This is a genomic window from Citricoccus sp. NPDC079358, assembly GCF_040702545.1.
GTDB lineage: Bacteria > Actinomycetota > Actinomycetes > Actinomycetales > Micrococcaceae > Citricoccus.
Map to the genome: position 1 here is coordinate 78,131 of NZ_JBFBLI010000011.1, position 20,014 is coordinate 98,144.

The window sequence follows — 20,014 nt, forward strand, 5'->3', positions numbered from 1 at the left end:
GGGTACAGATGACGGTTCCCGACGCCGGCCCCCAGCTCCCAGCGGGCGTGTCCCTGCGGCCGTGGGCCGAGGGAGACGACCTGCGGCTCCTAGAGTTGTGGGGTGACCCCACCGATGCCCAGCATCACCAGGACCGCGCCATGCTCCGTCCCTCGAGTACCCGGCCGGACGAGCCCTGGGCCCGGTGCCTGGTGGCGGAGGACGAGGGCATCCCGGTCGCAGCCGCGGTTGTGTATGCCTCGTCCGTGCATCCGCAGCGCCTCTGGTTCTACGCCGAGACGGCGCGCGAGCTGCGCGGCCGTGGCCTCGCCACCGCGCTGCTGACCGCACTGCGCGCCGAGGCCGAGGGTGCCCGGGCCGAGGGCACCCTGGCGACCACCGAGCTCAAGACGCGCTTCGCGGTGGCGTCGGCTGCGTTGCCGGACACCGCGCCGGACGGTGCCGACGGTGCCGCCTCGGGCGATGCCAGAGCAGAGGCGGGGTCCGCCGCTGCGGGCGCGCAGCTGGACCTGGCCAGTGGCCCCGTGAAGCACCCGGCCGCGCCCTTCCTGGCGGGGCAGGGGTTCTCGCCGCTGCAGCGCTCCCGGCGCATCGCCGTCGGGCCCGGGGTCATCACAGCGCCGGAGCTGGACGGCACCGGGCTGGCCGTGGAGGACCTGGCCACGGGTTCGGTGGAGCTGACGCAGGCGGTGGCGGCGTTCTACGCGGCCACGCACGCCTGGGATCCGTCCGACCTGAGCGTCGGCCGGGCCCAGCAGCTGCTGCTCGGCCCCGCGACGGGCGCCTCGGGCGCTGTGGTGCTGCGGTCCAAGCCGAAGGCCCAGGGGGGCGGGATCGATGCGTTCGCCCTCTCCTACACGCCGGAACGCACCGAGGACCCCACCGACGTGCTGCTGGGCTGGAACCCGGAACTGGCTCCCCTGGACGCCCAGACCGCGGCCGCCTCGCTGCTGGCCCTGCTGACCACGCAGTATCCGGTCCAGCTCGAGGTGGACGACTCCATGGACATCCTCACCCCGATCCTCGACCAGCTGGTCACCACCGGGCACGCCCGTGTGCTGCTGGATACGCGGATCTGGGCCACCGACGTGCCCGATGCCCCCTGAGCACGGCCCTGAGCACGGCCATGATCGCCCTCTGGCCGTCCGGTTCCCACCAGGAACTCTCCCTGGCGGACCCCTACGGCACCTCACAGGGCATCACCATGGTCACGGGCACCGTCACCGGTCTCCAACCCCGGGACTGTGGCCAGGAGGCCGGCACCCTGGAGACGCCGACCGGCGGGATGGCCGGGGACCCCGGCGCGAGCGGTGAGTCGGACTACGTGTTTGTCGATTTCGAGCGGACCGTGCCCGTGGTGGTCCTCGCCCTGCTGTACGCCCTGGTGGTGGTGGCCGTGGCCCGCTGGCGCGGATTGCGGGCCATCGTGGGCCTCGGCCTGGCGTTCACGGTGCTGTTCGGATTCATGTTCCCGGCATTGCTGGAGGGCGGCCCACCGCTGTGGATCGGGCTGGTCGGCTGCTGCCTGATCATGCTCGTGGTGCTGTACTTCGCCCACGAGTTCTCACTGCGGACCACCACCGCGTTGTTGGGGACCCTGATCGGCCTGGCCCTCACCGCGGTGCTGGCGTTGTGGGGAACGGACGCGGCCTATCTCACGGGTCTGGGGGACGAGTACTCCTATGTGCTGGCCACCGTGGCCCCGGAAGTGCGGCTGTCCGGGATCGTCCTGTGTGGCCTGCTCGTGGCCGGGCTCGGGGTGCTCAACGACGTCACCATCACGCAGGCCTCCGCCGTCTGGGAGCTGCAGGCCGCGAACCCGGCGGTGTCCCAGCGCGAGCTGTTGGCCTCGGGGATGCGCATCGGCCGGGACCACATTGCCTCCACCGTCTACACGATCGCCTTCGCCTACGCCGGAGCGGCCCTGCCGGTGCTGATGGTGGTCTCCCTCTACGACCGCAGCCTCTGGGACACCCTGATGTCCGGAGAACTCGTCGAGGAGATCGTGCGGATCCTGGTGGGCTCGATCGGGCTGGTCCTGGCGATCCCGATCACCACCGGCATCGCGGTGGCGGTGGCGAAATCCGTCGCGGCGCCGACTGCTCCGGCATCCGTCCGTGTCTAGGCTGGAGGAATGACTGAACTATCGACCGCCGTGGTCTTCATCGATCTCCAGGAGGGCTTCTTCGAGGACCCCGCCTCACGGGACAACCGGGAACTGATGGTGACGGAGTCCAACCGGCTGGCAGGACTCGCCCGCCAGGCCGGCATCCCCGTCTTCGTGGTCGGCACCGTGCATGCCAGGGACACGTCGACCTGGACGCTGAAGATGCTCGAGGACGAACAGGGCTTCAACTTCCCCGGCACGCCGCAGGTCCAACTCCTGGACGGGCTGGACCTGGAACCGGCCACGCACCTGGAGAAGATCCGGGACAGCGCCTTCCACGGGACCTCCCTGGCCCAGCGGCTGCGGACCGTCGGCGCCCGGACCGTCATCCTGGCCGGGGGGCTGGCCGAATCGTGCATCGCGGCGACCGGACGTGACGCCTTCGCCCACGACTTCCGCGTGGTCTACGCCCGCCAGGCCATCGCCTCGGCGGAAGCGGAGACCGGATGGCCCCTGCTGGAGGGGCTCTGTGACACCTTGCGCCAGCAGATCCTGAACCGTCCCGACCTGGAGCGGCTGCTCACGACGGAGGGCTGAGTCCGGCGCGGGGGCTACCGCCGGTAGGTGCTGGGCCAGCCGCTCCGCAGTCGTCGGACGAGCCCGTCGGGCTGCCGCTGCAGACGGCCGGTCACGAGGCCCTCGTGCAGGCCTTCGCTGAGCAATTGCCGGATCTTCGGCGCGGAGGTCGGCAGGAAGACACCGTGGGGCACCGCGCCGTTGATGGTGCGCTGCACGCCCTCGGGCAGGCTCTTCAGCCCGCGGGCGATGCCGTCGTTGAGGCTCTGGGTGAGGCCGGAGGTGAAACCGGCGGTCAGGGCCAGGTGCTGCTGGGCCAGCTCGAGCAATTCCTCGTCCGGCATGCCCCGGTCCGCGGGCAGCAGGGCCCACAGGGCGTTGGCGACCTCCACCGGGGGGATGTCCTGGATGCTGACGTCCGCGTCACGGCCGAAGGTGCGGTAGACGCCCCAGTGCTCCACCACCGTGGAGCCGGGCCACAGGAAGCCGTGGCGGTCGGCGGAGTACCGGCGGGTCTGGATCAGCTGCTCGAGCGCCTTCTGGGCGCGGTGGGCGTGGCCGGCTCCACCGCTGCGTTCCCGCAGGGCTTTCAGGGCGGTCTCCCGGCGCAGCGGGTAGGCGGCGTCGAGGAATTCCTTCACGGACCGCGCGGCGTTGGTCTGCTCCAGCGAGCCCAGGCGGGGGAGCACGGCGGACCGTCCCCAGCGGGGGTCCAGGAGGAACTGGGGATGGGGGACGTGCAGCGTGCCCGGGCGGGTCCAGCCCACGGACCGTACGGCGCGGTCGGTGTCCCGGTAGGCGTCCTCCAGGCGTTCGACGAGCAGCTCGAACTCCTGCAGGTCCTGTTCGGTGGGATTCAGGCCCGACGCCGGATCCTGGTTTCCGCTGCCGATCTCCCGTCCGGCACGGCCCGGCGCCCGGCCGACCGATCGCTCCAGCTCGGCCCGGTCCTTCTGGGCCCGCTTGAGCGTGCCGGAGAAGCCCCGGACCACGGGGCTGGAGCGGTCCAGCCAGCCCGGGGCGGCCAGCGCATCGTCAGGGCTGCGCTCGTAGCGGTCGGCGTCCAGGGTGACTTGGTTGAAGCGGCCTTCCAGGGCACGCCACCGGTCCTGCCGACCGGTCAGGAGGCGGCGTTGAAGCGCGGCCACCCCAGCCCACCCGCCGAGCCCGACCATGACGGCCAGCACGAGGAGCATGATGACCCAGAGATCCATGCTTAAAAGTTACTTCACTTCCAGCCCAGGGCCCTCGCCACCGCGGCCCACTGGGTGAACAGATGAGCGTTGTACTCCACGCCTAGCTGGTTGGGGTTGGCCATCAGCACGTAGTCGGCCGCCTGGGCGGCCTCGTCGGCGCGCAACAGGTCCACCACCTCGTCGAAGGTCCCGGAGTACGTGGGGCCTCCACGGGCCTTGCCGCCCTCGAGGTGGCCGGAGGAGTCTGAACGCTCGCGGCGTCCGCCGAAGTACATGTCGTCCTGGGCGGAGACGATCGGGAAGACTGAACGGGTCACCGCCGTCATTCCGCCGGTCGTGTGGCCGGAGGCGGCATAGGCCTGCCGGTACTGGGCGATCTGGTCGGCCTGCTGGACGTGGAACGGCCTACCGTCGTCCTGCAGCAGGAGCGTGGAGGAGAGCAGGTTGTAGCCCTGCTCTCCCGCCCGGACACCGGAGACGGTATTCCCGGAGCCCCACCAGATGCGGTTCACCAGTCCGGGGGACTGCGGCTGGATGGACAGCTTCTCCTGACCGGGCTGGGCCCAGCCGGAATCCGGATCGGCGTGCGCCACGAGCCCGCCCGAGACGGCGTCCCGGAAGCGGTCCCCCCGGGCCTGGGCCAGCTCGGACCAGGACTGACCTGGCTGAAGGTCATAGCCGAACTGGTGCTGACCGTCGCGGGCAGCCTCGGGGGAGCCGCGGGAGACGCCCAACTGGAGCCGGCCGCCGGAGATGAGGTCCGCCGTCGCGGCCTCCTCCGCCATGTACAGGGGGTTCTCGTACCGCAGGTCGATCACGCCGGTGCCCAGGTCGATGGTCTTCGTGGCCGCGCCCATGGCCGCCAGCAGCGGGAACGGGGCGGAGAGCATGTTCTGAAAGTGGTGGGACCGGATCCAGGCCCCGTCCAGACCGGATTCCTCCGCGGCCACCGCCATCTCGATGGTCTGGCCCAGGGTGGCCCCGGCGTCCGGGGTGCGCGAGCCGGGCACGGAGCTCCAGTGCCCGAAATTCAGGAATCCGATCTTCTTCATGACTGCAAGAACATCATGGTGACCGGGGTTCTTCCAGCGTTGACCTGTGGCGTTGGCCTCCACCTGTGGATGGCTGATGGATGGCTGGTGGAGGGAGCCAGCGGAAGCGGGCCCCTTCTGGGATAATAGGTGGAATGACTGCCGTGACTGACGCTTCCCAGCGCACCGAAACCACGGCCCAGACTCCAGAGCGCTTGAACCTGCCCGCCCTGCAGCTGGGCCCGCTGACCATCGAGACCCCCGTGGTGCTGGCCCCCATGGCCGGTATCACTAACAACGCCTTCCGGCGGCTCTGCCGTGAATACGGCGGTGGGTTGTACGTCTCCGAGATGGTGACCGCCCGGGCGCTGGTGGAGCGCCGGGCCGAGTCCTTCCGGATCATCCACCATGATCCGGATGAGACGCCGCGCTCGGTGCAGCTGTACTCCGTGGACCCCGTCACCACCGGCCAGGCGGTGCGGATGCTCGTGGAGGAGGACCGTGCGGACCACATCGACCTGAATTTCGGTTGCCCCGTGCCCAAGGTCACCAAGCGTGGCGGGGGTTCGGCCCTGCCCTGGAAGTCGGATCTTTTCGCCTCCATCATCGGCGCGGCCGTGCGGGAGGCCTCCAAGAAGGACATCCCCGTCACCGTCAAGATGCGCCGCGGCATCGACGAGGACCACCTGACGTACCTCGACGCCGGCCGCCGGGCTCGGGCCCTGGGCGTCGCCGCCGTGGCCCTGCATGGGCGCACCATGGAACAGCACTACTCCGGCCACGCCGACTGGGACTCCATCGCCCGGTTGCGTGAGGCCCTGCCGGACATCCCGGTCCTGGGCAACGGGGACATCTGGAGTGCCGAGGACGCCATCGCGATGGTGCGGCAGACCGGCGTGGACGGGGTCGTGGTCGGCCGCGGTTGCCAGGGCCGCCCGTGGCTCTTCGGCGACCTGCAGAACGCCTTCGAGGGCTCGGACGAGCGCTTCCGCCCGGGGCTGGCGAAGGTCGCCGACACCTTCTACCGCCATGCCGAACTGTTGGTGGACACCTTCGGCGGGGACGAGGGCAAGGCCTTGCGGGACGTCCGCAAGCACGTGGCCTGGTACTTCAAGGGTTACCAGGTGGGCGGTGAGCTGCGTGCACAACTAGCCCAGGTCCCGGACCTGGCCACCCTGCGAGTTCTGCTGGACGAGCTCGACCCGCACGCCCCGTACCCCGGGCCCGATGCCGAGGGGCCGCGGGGGCGCGCCGGTTCGCCCAAGCGCCCCCACCTGCCGGAAGGTTGGCTGGACTCCCGGGAGCTGAACGCCGAGCAGAAGGCGCTGATCCAGGCAGCCGAGTTGGACGTCTCCGGTGGCTGAGCCGGCGTCGTTCCCGGTGCCTGCCCGGCGAGTCCGGCACCATCAGGCGGTGCTCTTCGGCGCCGAAGGCCGGCCGCCGTACGCGGGCCGGCCGATGGAGCTGCCCGGTTATGCGCCGCAGGACCGGGAGCGGTGGCTCCCGGAGCCGCCCAAGAGCTCCTACCGCTCGGACTTCGAGCGGGACCGGGCCCGGATCCTGCACTCCTCCGCCCTGCGCCGGCTGGGGGCCAAGACCCAGGTGGTCGCCCCGGATGAGGACGATTTCGCCCGCACCCGGCTGACACACTCCCTCGAGGTGGCCCAGGTGGGCCGCGAACTCGGTCGGTCGCTGGGCTGTGACCCGGACGTGGTGGACGCCGCGTGCCTCTCCCACGACCTGGGGCACCCGCCGTTCGGGCACAACGGCGAGAAGGCCCTGGACGCGCTGAGCCAGGACATCGGCGGCTTCGAGGGCAATGCGCAGACGCTGCGGCTGCTCGCCCGGCTGGAAACCAAGAAATTCTTCGAGGACGGCCGCTCCGCTGGGCTGAACCTCACCCGCGCCTCACTGGATGCCTCCTGCAAGTACCCGTGGACCCGGGACGAGGCGCCGTTGAAGTCCGACGGGGAGCCCACCCGCAAGTTCGGGGTCTACACGGACGACCTGCCCGTGTTCGAATGGTTCCGCCGTGGCGTGAGCGGGACCCGGAAGACCGTGAAATCCATGGAGGCCCAGGTCATGGACCTGGCGGACGACATCTCCTACTCGGTGCATGACGTGGAGGACGGGATCGTCAACGGCCAGTTCCAACTGAAGTGGCTCATCGACCCGGAGCACCGGGCCCTCGTCATCGAGCGCACCCGTCAGTGGTACCTGCCGGACACCGATCCCGCCGAGGTGGAGGCCGCTCTGGCCCGACTCGAGGCCACGCACGTCTGGGTCACCGAGGCGGACGGCACCCGCCGGTCCCGTGCCGCGCTGAAGGACATGACGAGCCAGCTCATCGGCCGGTTCTCCAACGCGGCGTTCGATGCGACCCGTGAGGTCTACGGTAACGAGCCCCTCACCCGCCACGGCGCGGACGTGGTGATCCCCGCGGACACGGACATCGAGATCGCGACCATGAAGGGCATCGCCGCCGCCTACGTCATGAGCTCTGACGCCCGCCAGCCGCTCTACGCGCGCCAGCGCGAGATCCTCACCGAGCTGGTGGAGCTGTTCTGGGAGACCGGGGAGAGATACCTCGACCCGATGTTCGCCGGGGACTGGCGTGAGGCCGGCGACGACCGGGGCCGACGCCGCGCGGTGATCGACCAGGTCGCCTCGTTGACGGACTCCACCGCCATCGAATGGCACGCCACCCTGGTCCGTGGCGAGCAGTTCCGCCGCAGCTGGGTCTGACAGTCCACGGGGACCGCCCCTGATGCGAATGGCATGACCGTGGCATGATCGTGGCATGGCCAAGGTGAGGATCAGCACCACCGTTGACGAGGCTCTTCTGGAACGGGCACGCCGCTTCCACGGCCAAGGTACGGACGCATCACTGCTGGAAGCTGCGCTGACGTCACTTCTCCGCGAGCATCGATCGGCTGAAGTCGACCAGGCGTATCAGAGCGCATATCGAGAAAGTCCGGCGGACCTGGTGGATGAGTGGGGCAGCCTGTCTGACTTCCTGAATGCCGCGGCCCGCCAGTGAGCAGGGAACTGCCGGCGAGGGGCGAACTCTGGTGGGCGGATCTCGCCGATGCCGGGGCGAGACCGGTGGTGGTGATCAGCCGGGATGCCGCCATCCAGGGGCGCCGGCGTGCCATCGTGGCTCCCTGCAGTACGACTATTCGGAACCTGCCGAGCGAGCTGCTGCTGGAGCCGGGGGACGAGCCGGTTCACCAGCCCTGCGTGGCCCAACTCGACTCCGTGACGGACCTGCCAGTGCAGGTGCTCACTCGCCGGCTGGGCCGTCTCAGTGACGACTCCATGCGGGAGGCATGTCATGCCCTGGCCGTGGCCTCCGGCTACGCGCCGTGTTCGGCAGCGAAGACCACTATGCCGTGGTTGCCGCCTCCTCGTTGCGCTTCACGATCTCGGTGATCCAGATCGGAGCGAACGGTGAGGTGCAGTTCGGGGGAGTGGGATAGTCCTTGAGCACCTCGAGGCGCTCGCCGATGGCCAGGGCCCGGGGGCGCAGGTCTGGGTTCTCGATCCCGATCGCGGCCAGCGTGTTGTTCATGGCCCATTGCAGGTCCTTCGGGGCGTCTTTCATCTGCGCCTCGATGGTGTCCAGCAGGCCGGGCAGGTCCAGCACCTCCGGCTTCTTGTACACCTGGTGGCTGTTCAGGTCCCAGCCGGCGCTCGCCACGAGCTGGTCCGCATCCTCGGCCCACGCTAGGCGCAGGTCCTCCAGGTGGGCGCTCTTCTTGACCACATAGCTCACCAGCCAGTCGTGGACCTTGGGCGCTCGGGCCTGGCGGATCATCTCGTCCAGCTCATCCCGGGTGAATTTCTTCGGTGAGCAGATCAGCAGAGCGACCAGCCGGGAGGCGGAGTCGCCGGTGGCCCAGAGATCCCTGGCCAGCTGCTGCTTGGCTGCCGGAGCGGTCTTGACGGCTTTCGCGACCCCGCGCAGCTTCGTCAGGTTCACCCCGTGGTCGTCGCCACGCTTCTCGTTCGCCGCCCGCATGGCGGGGTCCTCGAGAGCGCTGAGCTCCGCCTGCACCGCTGCGACGGTGGGATCGATGACGGGGGTAGCGGTGGTGGCCATGACATTCCTGACGGGACGGGTATCGAGAGCGGAACAAGGGACGGTCCTAGCCTACGACCGGGCGCGGACGGTGTCCCGTGTCCCCGCGGGCTGTGACCGCCGATACAAACATACGTATACGTACGGTAGAGTGGTCAACGATCGTGTGAGCGCCGTCATGGACCGCCATGGCGCAGGACTCAGTCCGGCCGCCCGCGAACTCCTGCCCGTCTCATCTCGGAGGTCCCATGACCACGTCCACCCCTGCCCGTACCGGGTCCGGCTCACTCGGGTTGCGCGGACGCAATTGGGTCGCGCCCCTGTGCTGGTTCGCCGTGCTGCTCGACGGCTTCGATGCCGTCGTCCTCGGCGCCATCATGCCCATGCTCACCTCGGATCCCACGATGGGCATCGACAACGGGACCGGCACCGTGATCGCCACCCTCGGCCTGGTCGGCATGATGGTCGGTGCCCTCGGCATGGGCTGGCTGACAGACAGGTTCGGCCGCCGCAAGCTGCTGATCGGGGCCGTGATCGCCTTCTCCATCCTGACCTTCGTCACCGGCTTCGCCCAGGACGCGACCACCATCGGCCTCCTGCGTTTCCTGGCCGGGCTCGGACTGGGCGGCTGCCTGCCGACCGGCATCTCCATGGTCACCGAGTTCGCCGGCCACAAGAAGGGCTCCAACGCCACCACCCTGATGATGACCGGTTACCACGTGGGTGCCGTGGTCACGGCACTGCTGGCCATCTGGGCCGCCAGCGAGACCGTCTCCGGCTGGCGTGAGATGTTCTTCATCGGCGGCCTGCCGGCCCTGGTCCTGGTGCCGCTGATGTGGCGCTACCTGCCGGAGTCCCCGGACTTCCTGATCTCCCAGGGCCGCCTGGAGGAGGCCCGCCGGGTGGCCGAGCACTATGGGGTGGAGATCGAGGAGCAGCCCGAGCGTGCCTTCGCGGACGCCTCCGATGAGCGGGCCGACCACGAGAAGCAGGGCGCCGCGCTGCTGCTGTCCGCCACGTACCGCCGCAACACCATCTTCATGTGGCTCGCCTCCTTCATGGGCCTGCTGCTGGTCTACGGCCTGAACACCTGGCTGCCCCAGATCATGCGCGAGGCTGACTACGACCTCGGCAATTCCCTCGGCTTCCTCGTGGTCCTCAATGCCGGCGCCGTGATCGGCCTGATCGTCGCCGGCAAGGTCGGCGATGCCATCACCCCGCGCAACGCCGCCATTCTCTGGTTCATCGGCTCGGCCATCCTCCTGGCCGCCCTGGCCATCAAGCTGCCGCTCCTGGGCATCTACGTGATGATCTTCATCACCGGCTGCTTCGTGTTCTCCGCCCAAAACCTCGTCTACTCCTTCGCCGCGACCAACTATCCGCCGAAGGTCCGCGGCACCGCCCTGGGCATGGCCGCTGGGGTGGGACGCCTCGGTGCCATCTCCGGCCCGATCATGGGTGGCACCCTGGTGGCCGCCGGCATCGCCTACCCCTGGGGGTTCTTCGGTTTCGCCGTGGCCGGGGCACTGGGTGGTGTGGCCGTGTCCGGCATGCGCACCATGCGCCGCGGCCAGGGTGCGGGCACGGGGGACGGCGCGGCGGACGGTACGGCGGGTCGGGACGCTGCGGGCACCCACGGCACCACCCCCGGAACCACGCACGACGCCGGCCCGGTCACCGACCAGCCTGACCGCACCCCGGCCGGGGTCTAGTCAGGATCGGCCCCCCGAGGCCCGTCACCCACTCGACACCGCACCCCTCCTGCACCACTGGTGCGGCATTCCTGCACAGCGGACCAGCCCCTCGGTTTCATCCACGGGCTGGTCCGCTGCTGTCTGGGGGACCACGGGCCAGCACTAGACTGTCTGCATGGCAGGCCTGATCAAACGCGAGGACATCGATCTTGTCCGCGAGCGATCGGACCTCAAGGAGATCGTGGACGCCTTCGTGACACTGCGTAGCGCCGGCGTCGGATCCTACAAGGGACTGTGCCCCTTCCATGATGAGCGCAGCCCCTCCTTCCACGTCCGTCCCTCGGTCGGCACTTATCACTGCTTCGGCTGTGGGGAATCCGGCGACGCCATCGCGTTCCTGATGAAGATGGAGCACACCACGTTCGCCGAGACCGTTGAGCGGCTGGCCGCGCGGGCCAACATCGAGCTGCACTACGAGGACGGCGGCTCCGGCCCGGACAAGGAACAGGTCGGCCGGCGTCAACGGATGCTCGAGGCGAACAAGATCGCGGACGAGTACTTCCGGGACCAGCTCGGCACCCCCGGAGCGGCCACCGCCCAACAGTTCCTCGCCGGCCGCGGCTTCACCGCGGAGCACGCCCAGCACTTCGGAGTCGGCTACGCCCCCCAGGGCTGGGACCACCTGCTCAAGCACCTGCAGCGCAAGGGCTTCCGTGAAGATGAGCTGAAGCTCACCGGGTTGTTCTCCGAAGGTCAGCGGGGGATCTATGACCGCTTCCGGGGCCGGCTGGTCTGGCCCATCCGGGACATGACCGGTGCGACCATCGGCTTCGGTGCCCGCAAGCTCTTCGAAGACGATCCCGGCCCCAAGTACCTCAACACCCCGGAGACCGGTCTCTACAAGAAGTCACAGGTGCTCTACGGGATCGACTTGGCCAAGCGGAACGTCGCCAAGAAACGCCAACTCGTGGTGGTCGAGGGCTACACGGATGTCATGGCCGCCCACCTGTCCGGGGTGGACACCGCCGTCGCCACCTGTGGCACCGCTTTCGGCTCGGACCACGTCAAGATCGCCCGCCGGCTGATCTCGGACGACGGCACCGGCGGGGAGATCATCTTCACCTTCGATGGGGACGCCGCGGGGCAGAAGGCCGCCCTGCGCGCCTTCGAGGAGGACAACAAGTTCCTCGCCAAGACCTTCGTGGCCGTGGAGCCGTCCGGGATGGATCCCTGTGACCTGCGTCAGGACAAAGGCCCGGAGGCGGTCGTGGCACTGATCGACTCACGCCGCCCGCTGTTCGAGTTCGCCATCAAGGCGGGAATGAAGAACTTCAACCTGGACACCGTGGAGGGCCGGACCGGTGCCCTGCGGCATGCGGCCCCCATCGTCGCCGGCATCCGCGACTCCGTCGTCCGCCCCGGCTATGAGCGTGAGCTGGCCGGCTGGCTCGGCATGGAGCCGGCCACCGTGCACCGCGCCGTGCAGAGCGCGCAGCGGGCGGCGGCCTCGCCGGCGTCGGGACAGCGCCGGGGACAGACCGGTGACGGCCGGTCGGCGGGCCACGGCAACGAGGGCGGCGTCGGCCGGACCGGGGGAGCGGGGCCGGGCTTCCAACGCCCGGACGTGCGCGATCCGGCGGCCCGGATGGAGAAGGAGGCCCTCGAGGTGGTGCTCCAGCAGCCCACCCTGCTCTCGGCGGAGCAGTGGCAGGCGTTCTACGCCGCCGACTTCAAGGTGCCCGCCTACGCGGTCATCCACTCCGGGATCCGTGCCGCCGGCATGGCCGGCGCCACCCCGTCACAGTGGGTGGAGCAGGTCCGCCAGGAGGTGCCGGTCGAACTGGGATCACTCGTCAGCGAACTGGCCGTGACGCCGTTGCCTGCCCGGACCTCGGAGGACCTCGTGCGGTACTGCCGGGACATCATGAACCGGCTGTTCGAATTGCAGATCACCCACCAGAAGGGCGACCTCATGGGCCGGCTTCAGCGCCTGGGACCCCAGGGCGATCCGGCGGAGTTCGCCACGCTGAACCGCCAGCTGGTGGACCTGGAGATGAAGCGCCGGTCCCTGCGCGCCCGGGACTGACCCCCGGTACCGGCACGAGGCCGGTCACCCGCCGGTCTGCGGGCAGGGGCTGGCCGGATCAGTTGTCGGTGGTGACCACGCCGGTCATGGCGTCGACGTGCAGGTCGTTGTCGTCACCCTGGGCGTTGTCGAGTTCAACCTCCCACCGCAGGGTGTTGTCATCATCATCCAGGCTCAGGCTGTCGATGCTGGCGCCGTCGCGGCCCTCCAAGGCGGCTCGGGCGGCCTCCTCAGCGGTGAGGTCCGCCTCCTGGGCGCGGCGGATGTCGTCCTGATCATCGTCGTCGTCATCATCGGTGTCCTCGCGGACCTCGCCGTCCAGGGTGACATCGAAATCGAGGATCTGGTCGCCGACGACGGCCTCGATGTCATAGCGCGTGTCGTTGTCATCCAGGTCGATCTCCACGATCAGTGCGCCCTCCTGCTCGGCGAGGAACGCATCGATGGCCGCGAACACCGGGTCGTCCCCGGCCACCGCGGCGGTGGTCTCACCGGACGTGGGGGTGCTCGTATCGGTGGCCGAGGCTGACTGGTCGTCGGTCGCGCCGTCCGTGCTGTCACTGGTGGCGTCCGAAGTCTCCGCCGCTGCGCCGGAGGTGGCCGTCGTGGCGGTGTCATCCGAGTTGTCCGGCTCGGCCACCGAGCAGCCGGTCAGCAAGGCCAGGGCCAGGACGCCGGTCCCGGTCCACGCGAGAGTCTGGGTGAACGTGGTCTGGGCTACCTTTTTCTGCATCATGGCTCCAGTGTGCCAAATCGGCATGAGCCGGTCATGAGAGTCAGATGAAGCGCTGATGAGAAGGCCCTGCCGAACGCGCGGCGGTGGAAACACGAAGTCCCCATCCTGGGATCAGGATGGGGACTTCGCGAGTGTGGCTCCCCCGACTGGACTCGAACCAGTAACCCTTCGATTAACAGTCGAATGCTCTGCCAATTGAGCTACGGGGGACCGCTGGTGCTGTTCGTAGAACTGCATGACAGCGGGTTCCACTGTACCGAAGTTCGGCGGAACTGTGAAATCGGCGGCCGGACTCTGCCCGAGGCCCGGCACGGTTAGAGTTTTTCGGTGACCACGTCCTCCACGCCCGCCGAGATGACACCGCTGCGCCGCTGGCTGTTGCTGGTCGCGGTCAGCGCCGGGGTGCTGCTGATCACCCTGGACAACACGATCCTCTACACCGCGCTGCCGACACTGACGGCCGAGCTGGGGGCGTCGGCCTCGGAGTCACTGTGGATCCTCAACGCCTATCCGCTCGTGATGTGTGGCCTGCTGCTGGGTGCCGGGACGTTGGGGGACCGGTACGGCCATCGGCGGCTCTTCCTCATCGGCCTGGTGCTGTTCGGGGCCGCCTCCCTCGTGGCGGCCTTCGCGCCCGGTGTCACGGTGCTGATCGCCTCGCGGGCCCTGTTGGCCGTGGGGGCCGCCTGCATGATGCCGGCCACCCTGGCTCTGATCCGCATCGGCTTCGACGACGTCCGCCAGCGCAATGTCGCCATCGGCGTCTGGGGGAGCATCTCCGTGGTCGGGGCGGCTCTAGGGCCCATCGTCGGGGGCCTGCTGCTGGAGCACTTCTGGTGGGGCTCCGTCTTCCTCATCAACGTCCCGGTCGTACTGGGCGCCCTGATCCTGACTCCCTGGGTGGCGCCGCGGGCCCGCCCGGACCGGTCCACATCCTGGGACGCGCTGTCCTCCCTGCATGCCATGGTCGCCCTCACGGGAGCCGTCTTCGCCATCAAGGAGGCCACGGGTCCGGATCCCTCAGGGCCACTGCTGGCGGTCACCGCCGCCGGCGCCGTGGCCGGGGTCGGGCTGTTCGTCCGGCGTCAACGCGAGTTGGAGGATCCGGTCCTCGACTTCGCGGTCTTCCGCAACCGGGCCTTCTCCGCCGGGTTCCTGGCGGCGGCCTGCTCGATGTTCGTGATCGGCGGTGTGCAGCTGGTCACCACCCAGCGCTTCCAGCTGGTCGAGGGCTACACGCCGCTCCAATCCGGGCTCCTGGTCGCCGCACTCGCCGCAGGGTCTCTGCTCACCTCCCTGGCCGGGGGAGCCACGCTGCACCTGCTCGGGCTGCGCACCCTCATCACCGGCGGCTTCATCCTCGGCACGCTCGGCATGACCCTGGCGGCGCTCGGCGCTACCACGCACGTGGGTCTGCTGGTCACCGGCCTGGTGCTGACCGGTGCCGGCATGGGCGCGGCCATGTCCGTGGCGTCCACGGCCATCATCGGCAACGTCCCGGCACGGCAGGCCGGCATGGCCTCCTCCGTGGAGGAGGTGTCCTACGAGTTCGGAAACCTGCTGGCCGTCGCGATCCTCGGCAGCCTGGCCACCCTCGTCTACACGGTGACCGTCCAGCTGCCGTCCGGCGCTCCTGCCGGGGCGGGGGAGAGCATGTCCCAGGCCGTGACGGTGGCCACCGGTGACCCGGCCGTGCTGGCCGCCGCGGGTGCCGCGTATGACACGGCGTTCGTGACCGTGCTCGCCATCATCGCCGCCGTCGTCGCGGTGTGCGCCGTAGCCACCGGGTGGCTCCTGCGCCACTATGGCCCCGGAACCCTGGCCAGCGCCTACGAGAGCAATCACTAGCCTGTCCGGCCCGGCCCGGCCCGTCACTTCTGTCATCCGGTCCGGCCCCCTCCGTTGTTCGGTGTCCACTATCGTCCCTGGGGCTGGACTAGTCTCAAGCCATGACGAGCACGCCTGCAGGGCCATCCGGATCCTCCGGACCGGCCGCCCGGCGGACCCGCACCGCACTCGTGTCCGTGCTCGCCGTCGTGCTGATCGGCCTGAACCTGCGGGCCGGGATCGCCTCGGCCGGGCCGTTGTTCCAGGACCTGCAGGACCTGCTCGGCTACGGGCCTCTCACCGCCTCTCTGTTGCCGACCATCCCCGTGCTGTGCTTCGCGGTGGCCGGGGCGGGCACCGCCTGGCTGGTGCGCCGAAGCGGGCTGGAGCCGGCCATCGCGCTGGCCCTGGCGCTGCTCACCGGCGGACTGGCCCTGCGAGTGTTCGAATCCACCGTCCTGCTGTTGGCCGGCACCGTGGTCGGCATGTGCGGGCTGGCCGTCTGCAACGTGGCGATGCCGACCTACATCCGCCAGCACCATGGAGCCAGGGCCGCCACGATGACGGGGATGTACACCGTCTCCATGACCATCGGCGCCACCGCGGCGGCAGCCCTGGCGGTCCCCGTGGCCCGTGGACTGGGCTCGCCCACGGCAGGTCTGGCGGCATGGGCGGTCCCGGCCGCCGTCGCGCTGGCGGTGTTCGTCCCGCTGGCGGTACGCAGCCGGCTTTCCGGGGACTGGGCCGCTCGTCGGGACGTGCCGTACGTCTCGCCGTGGGCCCTGTTGAGGACGCGCAAGGGTCAGCTGTTCACGGCGCTCTTCGCCGCCCAGGCGTTCCTGGCGTACGGGGTCCTGGGCTGGTACCCGCACATCCTCATCTCCCGGGGGCTGGACGCCACCACGGCCGGGCTGATGCTGGGCCTGATGCAGTTGGTCGGCATCCCCACGATGATGGTGCTGCTGACCCTCGCCGGCCGCCCCTGGTTGCTGCGCACCGCGTTCATGATCACCTGCGGCGCGTCTTTCACCGGCTATGTGGTTCTGCTGCTGGTCCCGGTGGACTGGGTGATCGGGACCTCGATCCTCATGGGTCTGGGATTCTGCGTGTTCCCGCTGCTGATGCTCCTGATCAGCCGTAGCGGGGACACCGCGGCCGAGACCACGGCACTGTCCACGCTCGCCCAGTCACTGGGATATCTGGGCGCCGCCCTCGGCCCCTTCGGCCTGGGATTGATGAACGGGCTGCTGGGGGACTGGACCGCCGCCATCGTGGTGGTGATGGCCGTCTCCGCCCTGCAACTGGTCCTGAGCCATCGCGTCAGTTCCCCGGCGGCCCGGTTCTGAGCCGCCTCCGCGCATCGGCGCATCGGCGCAATGGAGGTGGGGATGAGCCCAGGCTTGCCTTCTTTAGCAGAGCCTTTCCTTCGATGACAAGGCGCTCGTGCGGTTCTACTGTGGTCCCATGAAGATCTCAGAAGACCTTGTGAAGAAGTTCAACGAACAGATCACCCTGGAGTTCGAGTCCTCCCTGGCCTACCGCCAGCTGGCCATCGAGGCGGACGAGCAGGACCTGACCGGTTTCGGCTCCTGGTTGCGTCACCAGGCCGACGAGGAGATTGTCCACGCCAACAAGTTCATCGACCACGTGGTGGACCGTGGCAACCATGCCGAGATCGGCGCGATCAACGCCCCCGTGGTACGGGCCGGCCTGAGCCCGCTGGAGATCTTCGAGGAGTCCCTCGCCAACGAGGTCAAGGTCTCCAACGCCATCCGCGACCTGTACCGCGAGACTGAGGCCGCCGGTGACCTCGACTCCCGCCCGTTGCTGAACTGGTTCGTCGACGAGCAGATCGAGGAAGAGGCCACGGTCAGCGAGATCATCGGCCGCATCAAGCTCATCGGCAATGACGGCGCCGGCCTGCTTCGCCTGGACGCCGAGCTGGGCTCGCGTTCCGTGGGCACCACCGAGGCCTGACGGCCGCCTCCGGGGAGACCCGGTCGGAGATGGAGGAAGCCGGTGCCGCTCATCAGGGGGAGAGAGGGCACCGGCTTCCGTTCGACCCTAGTCGCATAGCTTGAAGTGTCAAGCGACAGTCCTGGGTGATCTCGGGGAAAGGACGGTCGGTGGTAGGTTTGACCTGCCCGGACCGGTCCGGGACAGCACCGAATTCCAGTCGTAGACCACAGGGAAGGCACACTCACATGGCCAACCAGAGTTCTCCCCGCGTGACGGACCAGACCCGCTCCAGCTCGTTGCCCGATCTGGTGACCACCGCGGGCCGCCTGCTTCCCCTGCAGCTCAAGGACGAGCTGGCCATGGTCAAGAGCCAGATGGGCAAGAAGGCGATCACCGCCGGGATCGGTGTCGGCCTCGCCGTCGTCGGCCTGGTATTCCTGTTCATCATGGTGGTGGCACTGATCGTCGCTATGATCGGCGGTTTCGCCCAGGACCGCCCCATCTGGTTCTCCGCACTCATGGTTGCGGCCGGCTCGCTACTCGTTGCCCTGATCTTCCTGCTGATCGGGGTGTTCCGGGTGAAGGCGGCCATGCCGCTGGTCCCCGCGGAGACCATTCAGGGTGTGAAGTACGACCTGGGGTACCTCAAGGAGGGCAACGCCTTCGACCCGGCGGAGTTCGACCGTCTCGAGGCCCAGAAGGCCGAGGAGAAGAAGGTCGCCGCTGCCCGCGAGGCCGAACGCCGCAAGGCCGCGGCCGCGGAGGACAAGGCCGCGCGGAAGCGTGGCGAGGCCCCGCAGCACGCCACCGTCCAGAGCCCGTCCTACGCCGAGTTGCGCCGCCGCACCCAGTTGCGGCGTCAGCACCTGGGCGACATCCGCTCGGGCCTGGAGGAGAAGACGGACCTCAAGTCCCAGTTCTCCGCCTTCACCTCCCAGTTCAAGGGCGATGCGTCCGGCGCCGGTTCCGCCGAGCAGGATCCGACCTCGCCGACCGCACCGCACCACACCGGCGCCCGCGCCGGCCAGAAGGCCAACGATGCCGGCGATTTCGTGAAGGACCGGTGGCAGCCGCTGGCGATGCTCGGTGCCGCAACCACCGCCGTCGCCGTGTTCGCCCGCCAGCTCAAGAAGTAGCCGCGCCCACGGCGGGCGCGAGTCACTCCATGCGTTTGATCGGTGCGGGTACCCGGGCCGATATCGACTACGTGGTCACGGACCGGTTCTGGACCGTCCCGAATGTCATCACGCTCGTGCGGTTCTGCCTGGTCCCGTTCTTCGTCTGGCTGGTCTTCACGCAGCAATATCTGGCCGCCTTCATCGTGCTCGCGGTGCTCTCCTGCACGGACTGGGTGGACGGCTACATCGCCCGCCGCTTCAACCAGATCTCCACAGTGGGCCAGTGGCTCGACCCGATGGCGGACCGGTTGTCCCTCATGGTCATCGTGGTCACGATGGTGCTCGGCGGCATCGCCCCCCTGTGGCTCGTGGTCAGTGTCCTCGCCCCGGACCTGATCCTGGGCATCACCGCCCTGGTCCTGTTCCGGGGCAGCCCTGAACTCGAGGTGACCGTCCTCGGCAAGATCCGCACGGCACTGTTGTTGGTGGGCACGCCGTTGCTGCTGCTGGGCCAGGTGCCCGGGCTGGCCGAGGACGCCCTCACGCTGGTGGCCACCATCCTGCTCGGACTCGGTTGCGCCGGCCACGTCTGGGCTGCCGGGGACTACCTCGCCGGCTGCGTGCGCAAGCACCGCGAACTCCGGGAACGGGGCATCGACCCTCGAGACCGGGCCAGCTGGTCCCTCGCATGAAATGGCTGTCCATTCTGGCGGCCCTGGTGGCTGCCTGCTGTCTGGCCCTGGGCAGTGAACGCCAGTCAGTGGGCGTCCGTCGTCATGAGGCCCACCTCCGCATCCATCCCCGGTCCGGTTTCCTAACCCTCTTCGGCTCTCCCGTGTGGCTGGCCGGCGGTGCCCTGATGGTCCTCGGGATCATCCTCAACGTCTACGCCCTGGCCACGGCCCCCCTGACGGTGGTGCAGCCGATCGGCGCGATCGCCGTGGTCATCACCACGGTGCTCAATGCCCGGATCCAGCACCTGAAGCTCAACCGCGTCACGATCTGGGCCATCGCCGCGTGCGTGGCGGGCTCGGCGGGGTTCGTGCTGATCGCCATCGTCGCCACGGAGGAGAACCCGGCGCCCACGCTGGGGCAGGAGCACCTCACCGCGGTCGTCGCGCTCACCGCCACGGCCGTCTTCGCCCTCGTGGCGGTGATATCCCGACGCCGGCCCAGCGCCTTCCTCTTCATCCTCGGCGCCGGCGTGCTCTTCGGCTTCGTGGCGGTCTTCGTGCGCCTGGCCTCGATCCACCTGCTCCGCGGTGACGCCGGCGGACTGCTCGGCATTCCCTGGTATCAACTGGGCATCATGGCCCTGGCCGGGCTCCTGGGCGTCTATTTCGTCCAGATGGCGCATCGGCACGGTCCGCCGGACCTCGTGGTCGCGGGCCTGACGGTGGTTGATCCGATGGTCGGTGTCCTCACCGGCATCATCGTGTTGGGTGAGCTCCAACCGAATCTGCCCTGGTGGGTGGGTTTATGCATGGTCGTGGCGGCCGCCATTGCTACGCTCGGAGTCGTTGCCTTGTCACGTCACCATCCGGATGTGATCAAGCGCCGCGAACAACGTCGCCGTGCGGCCAGTGCGCCGGTCGAGGACTAG

At 69.1% G+C, this 20,014-nt stretch carries 19 protein-coding genes and 1 tRNA gene; 15 read left to right on the top strand and 5 right to left on the bottom strand.

What is annotated here, in order from left to right:
• The first annotated feature begins 8 nt into the window (after window positions 1-8).
• Genes AB0333_RS13405 through AB0333_RS13415 form a run of 3 tightly spaced genes read left to right on the top strand, consistent with a single transcriptional unit; the run spans window position 9 to window position 2,704 of the window.
• A complete protein-coding gene (locus AB0333_RS13405; RefSeq protein ID WP_366219169.1) occupies window positions 9-1,106 on the top strand; it encodes a GNAT family N-acetyltransferase in 1,098 nt (365 codons plus the stop codon).
• Between the two features lie 20 nt (window positions 1,107-1,126).
• Window positions 1,127-2,125 (top strand): YibE/F family protein, encoded by a 999-nt coding sequence (locus AB0333_RS13410; protein ID WP_366219170.1) that lies wholly within the window; start codon window positions 1,127-1,129, stop codon window positions 2,123-2,125.
• Window positions 2,126-2,134: 9 nt separating this feature from the next.
• Window positions 2,135-2,704, top strand: a complete 570-nt coding sequence (locus tag AB0333_RS13415) for an isochorismatase family cysteine hydrolase (protein ID WP_366219171.1) — start codon at window positions 2,135-2,137, stop codon at window positions 2,702-2,704.
• A gap of 14 nt (window positions 2,705-2,718) precedes the next feature.
• Here AB0333_RS13415 and AB0333_RS13420 read toward each other — a convergent pair whose 3' ends face one another.
• Both AB0333_RS13420 and AB0333_RS13425 read right to left on the bottom strand, forming a co-directional pair.
• Window positions 2,719-3,897, bottom strand: coding sequence for a hypothetical protein (locus AB0333_RS13420; protein ID WP_366219172.1), 1,179 nt, complete (start codon window positions 3,895-3,897; stop codon window positions 2,719-2,721).
• A gap of 14 nt (window positions 3,898-3,911) precedes the next feature.
• Entirely contained in the window at window positions 3,912-4,931 is a 1,020-nt protein-coding gene (locus AB0333_RS13425) for an LLM class flavin-dependent oxidoreductase (RefSeq protein ID WP_366219173.1), read from the bottom strand.
• A gap of 134 nt (window positions 4,932-5,065) precedes the next feature.
• Between AB0333_RS13425 and dusB the strand changes: the two genes are divergently transcribed.
• The 4 genes from dusB (at window position 5,066) to AB0333_RS13445 (ending at window position 8,342) form a co-directional block, all read left to right on the top strand.
• Window positions 5,066-6,274: a tRNA dihydrouridine synthase DusB gene (gene dusB / locus AB0333_RS13430; protein ID WP_366219174.1), complete on the top strand. Its 1,209-nt coding sequence runs from the start codon at window positions 5,066-5,068 to the stop codon at window positions 6,272-6,274.
• Between the two features lie 94 nt (window positions 6,275-6,368).
• Window positions 6,369-7,655: a deoxyguanosinetriphosphate triphosphohydrolase gene (locus tag AB0333_RS13435; RefSeq protein WP_366219216.1), complete on the top strand. Its 1,287-nt coding sequence runs from the start codon at window positions 6,369-6,371 to the stop codon at window positions 7,653-7,655.
• A gap of 55 nt (window positions 7,656-7,710) precedes the next feature.
• Window positions 7,711-7,950: an antitoxin MazE5 gene (locus AB0333_RS13440; RefSeq protein WP_366219175.1), complete on the top strand. Its 240-nt coding sequence runs from the start codon at window positions 7,711-7,713 to the stop codon at window positions 7,948-7,950.
• Window positions 7,947-8,342 carry a type II toxin-antitoxin system PemK/MazF family toxin gene (locus tag AB0333_RS13445; RefSeq protein WP_366219176.1) on the top strand — a complete coding sequence of 132 codons (396 nt, stop codon included), beginning with the start codon at window positions 7,947-7,949 and terminating at the stop codon, window positions 8,340-8,342. The genes AB0333_RS13440 and AB0333_RS13445 overlap by 4 nt, the downstream gene beginning before the upstream one ends.
• On the opposite strand, the gene AB0333_RS13450 is transcribed toward AB0333_RS13445, so the two are convergent.
• Window positions 8,296-9,012 (bottom strand): DNA alkylation repair protein, encoded by a 717-nt coding sequence (locus tag AB0333_RS13450; RefSeq protein WP_366219177.1) that lies wholly within the window; start codon window positions 9,010-9,012, stop codon window positions 8,296-8,298. The genes AB0333_RS13445 and AB0333_RS13450 overlap by 47 nt on opposite strands.
• Window positions 9,013-9,239: 227 nt before the next feature.
• On the opposite strand from AB0333_RS13450, the gene AB0333_RS13455 reads away from it, so the two are divergent.
• Both AB0333_RS13455 and dnaG read left to right on the top strand, forming a co-directional pair.
• The gene (locus AB0333_RS13455) at window positions 9,240-10,703 is read left to right on the top strand and encodes an aromatic acid/H+ symport family MFS transporter (protein WP_366219178.1); all 1,464 of its coding nucleotides are present in this window, start codon (window positions 9,240-9,242) and stop codon (window positions 10,701-10,703) included.
• Window positions 10,704-10,860: 157 nt separating this feature from the next.
• Complete coding sequence (dnaG, locus tag AB0333_RS13460; protein ID WP_366219179.1) at window positions 10,861-12,771, top strand: DNA primase; 1,911 nt, start codon at window positions 10,861-10,863, stop codon at window positions 12,769-12,771.
• Window positions 12,772-12,829: 58 nt separating this feature from the next.
• Here the strand turns inward: dnaG and AB0333_RS13465 are convergent, their stop codons facing one another.
• The gene (locus AB0333_RS13465) at window positions 12,830-13,507 is read right to left on the bottom strand and encodes a PepSY domain-containing protein (RefSeq protein WP_366219180.1); all 678 of its coding nucleotides are present in this window, start codon (window positions 13,505-13,507) and stop codon (window positions 12,830-12,832) included.
• A 134-nt stretch (window positions 13,508-13,641) separates the two neighbouring features.
• Window positions 13,642-13,717 (bottom strand) — tRNA-Asn (locus tag AB0333_RS13470).
• A 144-nt stretch (window positions 13,718-13,861) separates the two neighbouring features.
• Between AB0333_RS13470 and AB0333_RS13475 the strand changes: the two genes are divergently transcribed.
• From AB0333_RS13475 to AB0333_RS13500, 6 genes are all read left to right on the top strand, one after another.
• A complete protein-coding gene (locus AB0333_RS13475; RefSeq protein WP_366219217.1) occupies window positions 13,862-15,355 on the top strand; it encodes an MFS transporter in 1,494 nt (497 codons plus the stop codon).
• A gap of 101 nt (window positions 15,356-15,456) precedes the next feature.
• Window positions 15,457-16,680, top strand: a complete 1,224-nt coding sequence (locus tag AB0333_RS13480; protein WP_366219182.1) for an MFS transporter — start codon at window positions 15,457-15,459, stop codon at window positions 16,678-16,680.
• A gap of 118 nt (window positions 16,681-16,798) precedes the next feature.
• Window positions 16,799-17,311, top strand: a complete 513-nt coding sequence (locus AB0333_RS13485) for a ferritin (protein ID WP_313816788.1) — start codon at window positions 16,799-16,801, stop codon at window positions 17,309-17,311.
• A gap of 227 nt (window positions 17,312-17,538) precedes the next feature.
• Window positions 17,539-18,429, top strand: a complete 891-nt coding sequence (locus AB0333_RS13490) for a phage holin family protein (RefSeq protein ID WP_366219183.1) — start codon at window positions 17,539-17,541, stop codon at window positions 18,427-18,429.
• 29 nt (window positions 18,430-18,458) lie between these two features.
• Window positions 18,459-19,103 carry a CDP-alcohol phosphatidyltransferase family protein gene (locus AB0333_RS13495; protein ID WP_366219184.1) on the top strand — a complete coding sequence of 215 codons (645 nt, stop codon included), beginning with the start codon at window positions 18,459-18,461 and terminating at the stop codon, window positions 19,101-19,103.
• On the top strand, window positions 19,100-20,014 hold the full coding sequence (locus tag AB0333_RS13500; protein WP_366219185.1) for a DMT family transporter: 915 nt from the start codon (window positions 19,100-19,102) through the stop codon (window positions 20,012-20,014). Before AB0333_RS13495 ends, AB0333_RS13500 begins: the two co-directional genes overlap by 4 nt.

What these genes read in the sequence shown, in the direction of transcription:
- AB0333_RS13480 (WP_366219182.1), top strand. Translation starts at nt 15,457, where the DNA reads ATGACGAGCACGCCTGCAGGGCCATCCGGATCCTCCGGACCGGCCGCC.
- AB0333_RS13495 (WP_366219184.1), top strand. Translation starts at nt 18,459, where the DNA reads ATGCGTTTGATCGGTGCGGGTACCCGGGCCGATATCGACTACGTGGTC.
- AB0333_RS13455 (WP_366219178.1), top strand. Translation starts at nt 9,240, where the DNA reads ATGACCACGTCCACCCCTGCCCGTACCGGGTCCGGCTCACTCGGGTTG.
- AB0333_RS13450 (WP_366219177.1), bottom strand. Translation starts at nt 9,012, where the DNA reads ATGGCCACCACCGCTACCCCCGTCATCGATCCCACCGTCGCAGCGGTG.
- dusB (WP_366219174.1), top strand. Translation starts at nt 5,066, where the DNA reads ATGACTGCCGTGACTGACGCTTCCCAGCGCACCGAAACCACGGCCCAG.
- AB0333_RS13410 (WP_366219170.1), top strand. Translation starts at nt 1,127, where the DNA reads ATGATCGCCCTCTGGCCGTCCGGTTCCCACCAGGAACTCTCCCTGGCG.
- AB0333_RS13425 (WP_366219173.1), bottom strand. Translation starts at nt 4,931, where the DNA reads ATGAAGAAGATCGGATTCCTGAATTTCGGGCACTGGAGCTCCGTGCCC.
- AB0333_RS13440 (WP_366219175.1), top strand. Translation starts at nt 7,711, where the DNA reads ATGGCCAAGGTGAGGATCAGCACCACCGTTGACGAGGCTCTTCTGGAA.
- AB0333_RS13405 (WP_366219169.1), top strand. Translation starts at nt 9, where the DNA reads ATGACGGTTCCCGACGCCGGCCCCCAGCTCCCAGCGGGCGTGTCCCTG.
- AB0333_RS13490 (WP_366219183.1), top strand. Translation starts at nt 17,539, where the DNA reads ATGGCCAACCAGAGTTCTCCCCGCGTGACGGACCAGACCCGCTCCAGC.
- AB0333_RS13485 (WP_313816788.1), top strand. Translation starts at nt 16,799, where the DNA reads ATGAAGATCTCAGAAGACCTTGTGAAGAAGTTCAACGAACAGATCACC.
- AB0333_RS13415 (WP_366219171.1), top strand. Translation starts at nt 2,135, where the DNA reads ATGACTGAACTATCGACCGCCGTGGTCTTCATCGATCTCCAGGAGGGC.
- AB0333_RS13435 (WP_366219216.1), top strand. Translation starts at nt 6,369, where the DNA reads ATGGAGCTGCCCGGTTATGCGCCGCAGGACCGGGAGCGGTGGCTCCCG.
- dnaG (WP_366219179.1), top strand. Translation starts at nt 10,861, where the DNA reads ATGGCAGGCCTGATCAAACGCGAGGACATCGATCTTGTCCGCGAGCGA.
- AB0333_RS13465 (WP_366219180.1), bottom strand. Translation starts at nt 13,507, where the DNA reads ATGATGCAGAAAAAGGTAGCCCAGACCACGTTCACCCAGACTCTCGCG.
- AB0333_RS13420 (WP_366219172.1), bottom strand. Translation starts at nt 3,897, where the DNA reads ATGGATCTCTGGGTCATCATGCTCCTCGTGCTGGCCGTCATGGTCGGG.
- AB0333_RS13500 (WP_366219185.1), top strand. Translation starts at nt 19,100, where the DNA reads ATGAAATGGCTGTCCATTCTGGCGGCCCTGGTGGCTGCCTGCTGTCTG.
- AB0333_RS13475 (WP_366219217.1), top strand. Translation starts at nt 13,862, where the DNA reads ATGACACCGCTGCGCCGCTGGCTGTTGCTGGTCGCGGTCAGCGCCGGG.